The organism is Mycobacterium sp. (assembly GCF_025933915.1).
Taxonomy (GTDB): domain Bacteria; phylum Actinomycetota; class Actinomycetes; order Mycobacteriales; family Mycobacteriaceae; genus Mycobacterium.
Genome location: NZ_JAICZA010000183.1, coordinates 1 through 8010, shown reverse-complemented (window position 1 = coordinate 8010; position 8010 = coordinate 1). Strand labels below are relative to the sequence as shown.

Below are 8010 nucleotides of genomic sequence, written 5' to 3'. Positions count from 1 at the left end.
GTTGCGCATCGGCGGCGAACGGGTGAATGAGCGAGCGCCCAAAGACCGCGATATCGCGATGGTGTTCCAGTCCTACGCGCTGTACCCGCACATGACCGTGCGCCAAAACATCGCGTTTCCATTGACGCTGGCGAAGATGAAAAAGTCCGAGATCGAGCAGAAGGTCTCCGAGACCGCCAAAACCCTTGATCTAACCGATTTCCTGGACCGCAAGCCATCGCAATTGTCCGGTGGGCAGCGCCAGCGGGTGGCGATGGGTCGCGCGATCGTTCGTCATCCCAAGGCATTTTTGATGGACGAGCCGTTATCCAACCTGGACGCCAAACTGCGTGTCCAGATGCGCGGCGAGATCGCCAGGCTGCAGAAGAGGCTGGGCACGACGACCGTCTACGTCACCCACGACCAGACCGAGGCCATGACCCTGGGTGACCGCGTGGCGGTGATGCATTCCGGCGTTGCACAGCAGATCGGCACACCTGACGAGCTTTACGAACATCCGGCCAACTTGTTCGTCGCGGGATTCATCGGTTCGCCGGCGATGAATTTCTTTCCCGCCACGTTGACGCCCGTCGGTCTGACGCTGCCGTTCGGGGAGGTGATGCTGAAACCGGAAACCCGAGACCTGATCGCCCAGCATCCCACCCCCGACAACGTCATCGTCGGTGTGCGACCCGAGCATCTGTCCGACGCCGCGTTGATCGACGGTTATCAGCGCATCACCGCGCTGACCTTCGAGGTGAAAGTCGACTTGGTCGAATCGCTAGGCGCTGACAAGTATGTGTACTTCTCCACCCCGGCGTGGGCCGCGCACTCGGCCCAACTGGACGAACTGCTCGCCGAGGGTGACGCACACGAAAGTCAGTTCGTGGCAAGGGGTCCCGCCGAATCCAAAGCGGTCATCGGGCAGTCGATCGAATTGGCGTTCGACACCACAAAGCTGGCGGTCTTCGACGCCGGCTCGGGGACCAACCTGACCATCGCGCCGTCGGGCTCGCGATGACACAGCCCTTGGAGCAGGTGCGTGCACATGTGCGCGCTCACTTTGGCGACGTCGAGCCCGATTCGGCGAGCGTGACGTTCCTGGGCACCGAGACCATCGACGTGCTGCGATTCCGCGGGCCAAACGGGTTGGTGCATTACGTTTCGTTGGGCTGCTCGCGCCACCCGATGGCCGAACCGACCCTGGACATCGCCGACCCGGTGCGCGGCCCGCGCGCCGAAATCGTCCTACAATTACGCGGTTCCGGCCCGATCACCGGAGTCGCCCGCAGTCTCGCGATCCTGGCGGCGACTCCGTCCGTCGAGGGTGCCGTGCTGAGTGCCGACGCGCTGGTCGACCTCGGCGCGCCGCTATGGGAATCACCGTCAATTCGGGTGCCATTCACCGCCGTGCTGTTGGGCGCCAGCGAAATCCGGGATCTGCCATTGGAGCCGCCCCGCGACCCGGTGCGATTCTTGTCGGCGACTCCGATCACCGCGACCGAAGCGGCGTGGGTGCGGCTGAAAGGTGCCGAGGCGATGCGGCAAGCGTGGGATAACGACGGCGTCGATGTGCTGAACCCGAATCGCCCTGCCGCACAGCCCAGCTGATGCTCGGCAGGGAACGTTACAGCCAGTTGCGGTTGCGGAATTGGAAATACAGGACCAGGCAGACGACGACCATGCCGGCCATGATCCCCGGGTAGCCCCACGTCCAGTTCAGCTCGGGCATGAAATGGAAATTCATCCCGTAGATGGCGGCGACCATCGTGGGGACCGCCAAGATGCCGGCCCAGGCCGCCATCTTGCGCATGTCGTTGTTCTGCTGCATCCCGACCCGGGCCAATGCCGCCTGGATCAACGAGTTGAGAGTGTCGTCGTAGCTGGCGATCTGGTCCGCCGCCTCGGAGTGGTGGTCGGCGACGTCGCGCAGATAGCGCCGCAATTCCTTGGAGATCACGTCTTTGTTGTCCATCTGGATCCGGTGGAACGCGGCCGACAGCGGGTTGACGCACCGGCGCAGCTCCACGACTTCGCGCTTGAGCAGATAGATCGGCTCGACGTCGATCTTGCTGCCCGGAGCGAACGCCAGACCCTCGATGCTGTCGATGTCCGACAACATCAAACTGCTCACCTCGAGGTAGTGGTCCACCACATGGTCGGCGATCGCGTGCATCACCGCGTAGGGGCCCAGCCGCATCTGCTGGGGGTCGCCGTCCATCCGCTTGCGCACGTCGGACAGCCCGCCGTGTTCACCGTGGCGGACCGTGACCACGAAATCGCGGCCGACGAAGACCATGATCTCGCCGGTCTCGACGATCTCGCGGGCCAGCACCACCGATTCGTGGCGGACGTAGTTGACGGTCTTGAGGACAAGGAACAGTGTGTCGTCGTACCGCTCCACCTTGGGCCGCTGATGGGCACACACCGCGTCTTCCACGGCCAGCGGATGCAGCCCGAAAACGTCGGCTACTTCCTGCATCTGGGCCTGGTTGGGTTCGCGCAGGCCCACCCAGACGAATCCTTCGTGCCCCAGCGCTTCGATCTCGCGCACCTTGTCCAGGGAGGCGGCGTAACCGATCTTTCCGGGCAAGCGGTGTCCGTCGGCGTAGACGGCGCAGTCAACCAGCGTTTCCTTGGGTTGAGGTTGCGGGTCCGGTTCCTGCGCAAGCGGCCGAAGCGCCTCGGGCAGTGCGTCGAATCCTTGGAACACATCCACCTCCCACGCAATGCAGGTCCGACCAGGCGGTGCTCCATGCTACGCGTCCCGGCTGTTCAAAGCCTGACGATCAGGTGTCGCAGAAAGCCCTGGTAGCGGACCGGAGGTTGTCGGCCGGTGCGGGTGCGCTAGTTTCGAGCCGAAACCCGAATCTGCACGAACATCTCCACAAGGAGCACATCGACGTGAGCGCAAGTCCTCTCAGGGTCGCCGTCACCGGCGCCGCCGGCCAGATCGGCTACAGCCTGTTGTTCCGCCTGGCGAGTGGCTCGTTGCTGGGCCCCGACCGCCCGATCGAGTTGCGCCTCCTTGAGATCGAGCCCGCGCTCAAGGCGCTCGAGGGCGTCGTGATGGAGCTCGACGACTGCGCCTTCCCGCTGCTGTCCGGCGTCGAGATCGGCGCGGACGCGAACAAGATCTTCGACGGCGTGAACTTGGCCCTGCTCGTCGGCGCGCGGCCGCGCGGCCCGGGCATGGAGCGCAGCGACCTGCTGGAGGCCAACGGCGCGATCTTCACCGCCCAGGGCAAGGCGCTCAACGCGGTCGCCGCCGACGACGTCCGCATCGGCGTGACCGGCAACCCGGCCAACACCAACGCGCTGATCGCGCTGAGCAACGCCCCCGACATCCCCAAGGAGCGGTTCTCGGCGCTGACCCGCCTGGACCACAACCGGGCGATCTCCCAGCTGGCCAAGAAGACCGGTGCCGCGGTCACCGACATCAAGAAGGTGACGATCTGGGGCAACCACTCCGCGACCCAGTACCCCGACATCTTCCACGCCGAGGTCGGCGGCAAGAACGCCGCCGAGGTCGTCAACGACCAAAACTGGATCGAGAACGACTTCATCCCGACGGTCGCCAAGCGCGGCGCGGCGATCATCGACGCGCGCGGCGCGTCCTCGGCCGCGTCGGCCGCCTCGGCGACCGTCGACGCCGCCCGCTCCTGGCTGCTGGGCAGCCCGGAGGGTGACTGGGTGTCCATGGCGGTCTTCTCCGATGGCTCCTACGGCGTGCCCGAGGGCATCGTGTCGTCGTTCCCAGTGACCACGAAGGACGGCGACTGGTCGATCGTGCAGGGACTGGAGATCGACGAGTTCTCCCGCGGCCGCATCGACAAGACCACTGCCGAGCTGGTGGACGAGCGCACCGCTGTCACCGAGCTCAAGCTGATCTAGCGCGGCGGTCGCCGGGCGTAGCGGGTCGCCGCCATCGGCGGGCGCGGCGTTCGGCCCGGTGAGATCCACGTCACCAATTAGGCCTACTAATGGGTAGTCAGTACCCTGAAGCCCGTGTCCGAATTGCTTGAATCGATACAGACGCAGGCCAAGCATGATGCGATCACCGACGCCGAGATCTTCGAGGCACACGTAGGCGGCAAGCTTTCGGTAAGCCTGACCTCCCCGCTGGACACCCAGCGCGCTTTGTCGATCGCCTATACCCCCGGCGTGGCACAGGTCAGCCGTGCGATCGCCGCTGACCACGCTCAGGCGGCCCGCTACACCTGGGCGAACCGGCTGGTTGCCGTGGTCAGCGACGGCAGCGCGGTGCTCGGCCTGGGCGACCTCGGGCCCGCCGCGTCGCTGCCGGTCATGGAGGGCAAGTGCGCCCTGTTCCAGGCGTATGGAGGGCTGAACGCCATCCCGATCGTGTTGGACACCAAGGATCCCGACGAGATCGTGGAGACCCTGGTGCGCCTGCGCCCGACGTTCGGCGCGGTCAACCTCGAGGACATCTCGGCGCCGCGCTGCTTCGAGATCGAACGTCGAGCCATCGAGGCGCTGGATTGCCCGGTGATGCACGACGACCAGCACGGCACCGCCATCGTGGTGCTGGCCGCACTCATGGGTGCGAGCAAGCTACTCGGCCGGGACATGAGCTCGCTGAAGGTGGTGGTTTCCGGAGCCGGTGCCGCCGGCGTGGCATGCACCAATCTTCTTATGGTGATGGGTGTTTCCGATATCACAGTGCTCGACTCGCGTGGAATTCTGCACACCGCCCGAGACGACATGAACGACGTCAAGGTGGCTCTGGCACGGCGGACCAATCCCGCCGGACTGACCGGCAGCGCGGCGGAAGCGATCCGGGGCGCCGACGTGTTCCTCGGTCTGTCGGGCGGCGTGGTCCCCGAAGAGATGATCGCCACGATGGCGCCCAACGGGATCGTGTTCGCACTGTCCAACCCCGATCCGGAGATCCATCCGCAGATCGCGGCCAAGTACGCCTCGGTTGTGGCCACCGGCCGCAGCGATTTCCCGAACCAGATCAACAACGTGCTGGCATTCCCAGGGGTGTTCCGCGGTGCGCTGGAAGCCGGCGCCCGCCGGATAACCGAGAAGATGATGGTCGCCGCGGCTGAGGCGATCTTCTCCGTCGTCAGCGACGACCTTGCGCCCGACCGGATCGTTCCCAGCCCGCTGGACCTGCGCGTCGGGGAAGCGGTCGCCGCGGCCGTGGCGATCGCGTCCGACACTTCCCTCTTCGAGGGGTGAGAATCGGCAGGCTGGCGGCACCGCTGCTCGCCGTCGTACTCGCCGTGGCCGGTTGCGCGACCGACACCGGGGGCGATCGTCGTGCCCGCGCGGAAGTGGTGGTCGCGTCCCGGCCTGACGCCGATTCGAGCCTGCTGGCCGGCGTCTACGTTGCCGCCTTGCGGTCCTACGGTTTTGGCGCGCGCTTCCAGACGACCACCGACCCGAAGGCCCAATTGGATTCGGGTGCAGTCACCGTCGTTCCCGCCTTCACCGGCCGTGTGTTGCAGGCCCTGCAACCCGGAGCAACCGCGATGTCCGACAAGGACGTCTACCGCGCGATGATCGCCGCGCTACCCGAGGGCATTGCGGCGGGCGACTACACGACGGCCGCCGAGGACAAACCCGTGCTGCTGGTGAGTCGAGCCACTGCCCAGGCGTGGGGCGGCAGCGATGTCAGCGCGGACTTGAGCACACTGCCGCAACATTGCGACGGCCTCGTCGTCGGGACCGTCACGGGGCGCCGGCCGCCATCGGAGGTCGGCCCCTGCCGGCTTCCCGCTCCACGCGAATTCCCCAATGGCACAGCGATGTTCGCAGCGGTTGAGGCCGGACAGCTGACCGCGGGGTGGACGACCACCGCCGACCCCGGCGCCCCCGCCGATCTCGTCGCGCTGGCCGACGGCAAGCCAGCATTGATTCGGGCCGAGAACGTGGTGCCGCTTTATCGCCGCAACGCGCTCAGCGATCGGCAACTGTTGGCGATCAACGAAGTGGCGGGCGTGCTGGACACCGCGGCGCTGGTCGACATGCGTCGGCAAGTGGCGGCCGGTGCCGACCCGCAGGCTGCGGCGGCGGGCTGGCTCGGCGAACACCCACTCGGGCGCTGAAGGGCGGGGTCGCGTCTGGAGTCGTGGCCCCGGCTGTCTTCGCGCGTATCCACGCGCTCATCGACCGGGTCAGCGCTTGGGCATCAGGCGGTGCACGAACTGCTGAAGCCGGCCCAGCACGGGGCCGCGCACCAATCGCTCATAGTTCGGACCGCCGACCCGGACCAGCAGGTCCATCGCCTTGACGTCCGGCCCGACCAGCACCCGGGCCTTGTGCTTGCGCACCCCTTCGAGGATGAGCTGAGCCGCGCGCTCCGGGGTGGTCTTCGCCTGCTGTTCCTCGAACAGTGTGGCCAGCTCGGCGTGGTCGAGCCCCTCGACGCCGGTGGCGTTGCGGGCGAACGCGGTTTTGATGCCGCCCGGATGCACCGTCGTCACCCGCACCGGGTGGCCGGCCCGCGCCATCTCCTGGTGCAGGGCCTCGGTGAATCCCCGGACGGCGAACTTCGCCGAGACGTATGCCGCCTGCCCGGGCGCCGAAAACAGGCCGAGCGCGCTCGAGATGTTGATGACGTGTCCGTCGCCGGAGGCGATCAGGTGCGGAAGGAACGCCTTGGTGCCGTTGACGACTCCCCAGAAGTCGACGTCCATCACGCGTTCGATGTCCTTGAACCGGCTGTCCTCGATGGATCCGATGAACGTGATGCCGGCGTTGTTGTAGATCTGGTTGACCGCACCGAAATGTTCGTTGATCGCGTCGGCGTAGGCCAGGAAGGCGTTGCGCTCGGTCACGTCGAGCTGGTCGGATTTGACCGGCGCGCCGATCGCCGTCAGTTGCGCGGCGGTCTGCGCCAGTCCCGCGGTGTCGACGTCGCTGATCGCCACCTTGGCGCCGGCGCGGCCCAGCTGAACCGCCAGCGCCTGGCCGATGCCCGAACCCGCTCCGGTGACCACGGCGACCTTGCCGGCGAACCCATCCATGCAACACTCCCTCGTGGAGGTTTGACCGCGTTGACGCTAATCGTTACCAGCGGTGGTGGCCAAAGCAGGGCGAAATGGTGAATCGGCGATCGCCGACGCCGCGCGCGACCCGGAGGAGTGGCGCCTGAGCTGGGCAGGAGCGAGCACCCGGCGAACTGAGAGATCGATCACTGCTTGGGCAGCAACCGGCCCATGACGGGCCCGAACAGCCGCTGATAACCCGAACCCGTCAGCCGCACCAGGATGTCCAACACCTTGGCGTCCGGCCCGACCAGCACTCGCGCCTTCTTCTTCCGCACCGCGTCCAGGATGATCTGGGCCGCCCGGTCCGGGGTGGTCTTGGCCAGCCGTTTGTCGAACAACTTGGCCAGCTCGGCCTGGTCGAGGCCCTCGGCGGTGGTGGCGTTGCGCGCGATCGCGGTTTTGATGCCGCCCGGATGCACCGTCGTCACCGCCACCGGCTGGCCGGCCGCCACCATCTCCTGGCGTAGCGCCTCGGTAAAGCCGCGGACGGCGAACTTGGCCGAGTTGTAGGCCGCCTGGCCGGGGACCGAGAAGAGCCCGAACACGCTGGAGACGTTGATCACGTGTCCGTCGCCGGAGGCGATCAGGTGCGGAAGGAACGCCTTGGTGCCGTTGACGACTCCCCAGAAGTCGACGTCCATCACGCGCTCGATGTCCTTGAACTGGCTGACTTCGATGTCACCGGTGAAGGCGATGCCGGCGTTGTTGTAGATCTGGTTGACCGTGCCGAAGTGCTCTTTGACCGCGTCGGCGTAGGCCAGGAAGGCTTCGCGCTCGGTCACGTCGAGGCGATCCGCCTTGACCGGCGCACCGATGGCCTTCAGCTGTTCCTCGGTCCGGGCGAGACCGTCGAGGTCGACGTCACTGATGGCCACCTTGGCGCCCGAGCGGCCCAACTCCAGGGCCAGCGCCTGCCCGATACCCGACCCTGCGCCCGTCACCACCGCGACCTTGCCGGCGAACCCTTGCATGAGCACCCTTCCTTTGTCGGCCCGTATGCGTCGAGGCT

8 protein-coding genes are annotated in these 8010 nt (G+C 66.5%); 5 read left to right on the top strand and 3 right to left on the bottom strand.

Annotated features, from left to right (window positions below; genetic code table 11):
- Both Q0W90_RS21265 and Q0W90_RS21260 read left to right on the top strand, forming a co-directional pair.
- Positions 1-1000 (top strand): ATP-binding cassette domain-containing protein (locus Q0W90_RS21265; protein WP_297776400.1); only part of this gene is annotated, 1000 nt, incomplete at its 5' end.
- Complete coding sequence (locus Q0W90_RS21260; RefSeq protein WP_297593068.1) at positions 997-1590, top strand: suppressor of fused domain protein; 594 nt, start codon at positions 997-999, stop codon at positions 1588-1590. The genes Q0W90_RS21265 and Q0W90_RS21260, both read left to right, overlap by 4 nt.
- Before the next feature lie 16 nt (positions 1591-1606).
- On the opposite strand, the gene corA is transcribed toward Q0W90_RS21260, so the two are convergent.
- The gene (corA, locus tag Q0W90_RS21255) at positions 1607-2692 is read right to left on the bottom strand and encodes a magnesium/cobalt transporter CorA (protein WP_297593070.1); all 1086 of its coding nucleotides are present in this window, start codon (positions 2690-2692) and stop codon (positions 1607-1609) included.
- Between the two features lie 191 nt (positions 2693-2883).
- Between corA and Q0W90_RS21250 the strand changes: the two genes are divergently transcribed.
- The 3 genes from Q0W90_RS21250 to Q0W90_RS21240 all read left to right on the top strand — a co-directional run bounded on the left by Q0W90_RS21250 (position 2884) and on the right by Q0W90_RS21240 (position 6056).
- Positions 2884-3873, top strand: a complete 990-nt coding sequence (locus tag Q0W90_RS21250; RefSeq protein ID WP_297776398.1) for a malate dehydrogenase — start codon at positions 2884-2886, stop codon at positions 3871-3873.
- Between the two features lie 114 nt (positions 3874-3987).
- Positions 3988-5187: an NADP-dependent malic enzyme gene (locus Q0W90_RS21245; RefSeq protein ID WP_297698247.1), complete on the top strand. Its 1200-nt coding sequence runs from the start codon at positions 3988-3990 to the stop codon at positions 5185-5187.
- Positions 5184-6056, top strand: coding sequence for a glycine betaine ABC transporter substrate-binding protein (locus Q0W90_RS21240; RefSeq protein WP_297593076.1), 873 nt, complete (start codon positions 5184-5186; stop codon positions 6054-6056). The genes Q0W90_RS21245 and Q0W90_RS21240 overlap by 4 nt, the downstream gene beginning before the upstream one ends.
- Positions 6057-6125: 69 nt before the next feature.
- On the opposite strand, the gene Q0W90_RS21235 is transcribed toward Q0W90_RS21240, so the two are convergent.
- A complete protein-coding gene (locus Q0W90_RS21235; RefSeq protein ID WP_297698249.1) occupies positions 6126-6977 on the bottom strand; it encodes an SDR family NAD(P)-dependent oxidoreductase in 852 nt (283 codons plus the stop codon).
- Positions 6978-7144: 167 nt separating this feature from the next.
- Positions 7145-7972, bottom strand: coding sequence for an SDR family NAD(P)-dependent oxidoreductase (locus Q0W90_RS21230; RefSeq protein ID WP_297698251.1), 828 nt, complete (start codon positions 7970-7972; stop codon positions 7145-7147).
- Between the last annotated feature and the right edge of the window lie 38 nt (positions 7973-8010).

Excerpts from the sequence above, each read along its gene's own strand:
- Q0W90_RS21230 (WP_297698251.1), bottom strand. The coding sequence starts at position 7,972 with ATGCAAGGGTTCGCCGGCAAGGTCGCGGTGGTGACGGGCGCAGGGTCG.
- Q0W90_RS21260 (WP_297593068.1), top strand. The coding sequence starts at position 997 with ATGACACAGCCCTTGGAGCAGGTGCGTGCACATGTGCGCGCTCACTTT.
- Q0W90_RS21235 (WP_297698249.1), bottom strand. The coding sequence starts at position 6,977 with ATGGATGGGTTCGCCGGCAAGGTCGCCGTGGTCACCGGAGCGGGTTCG.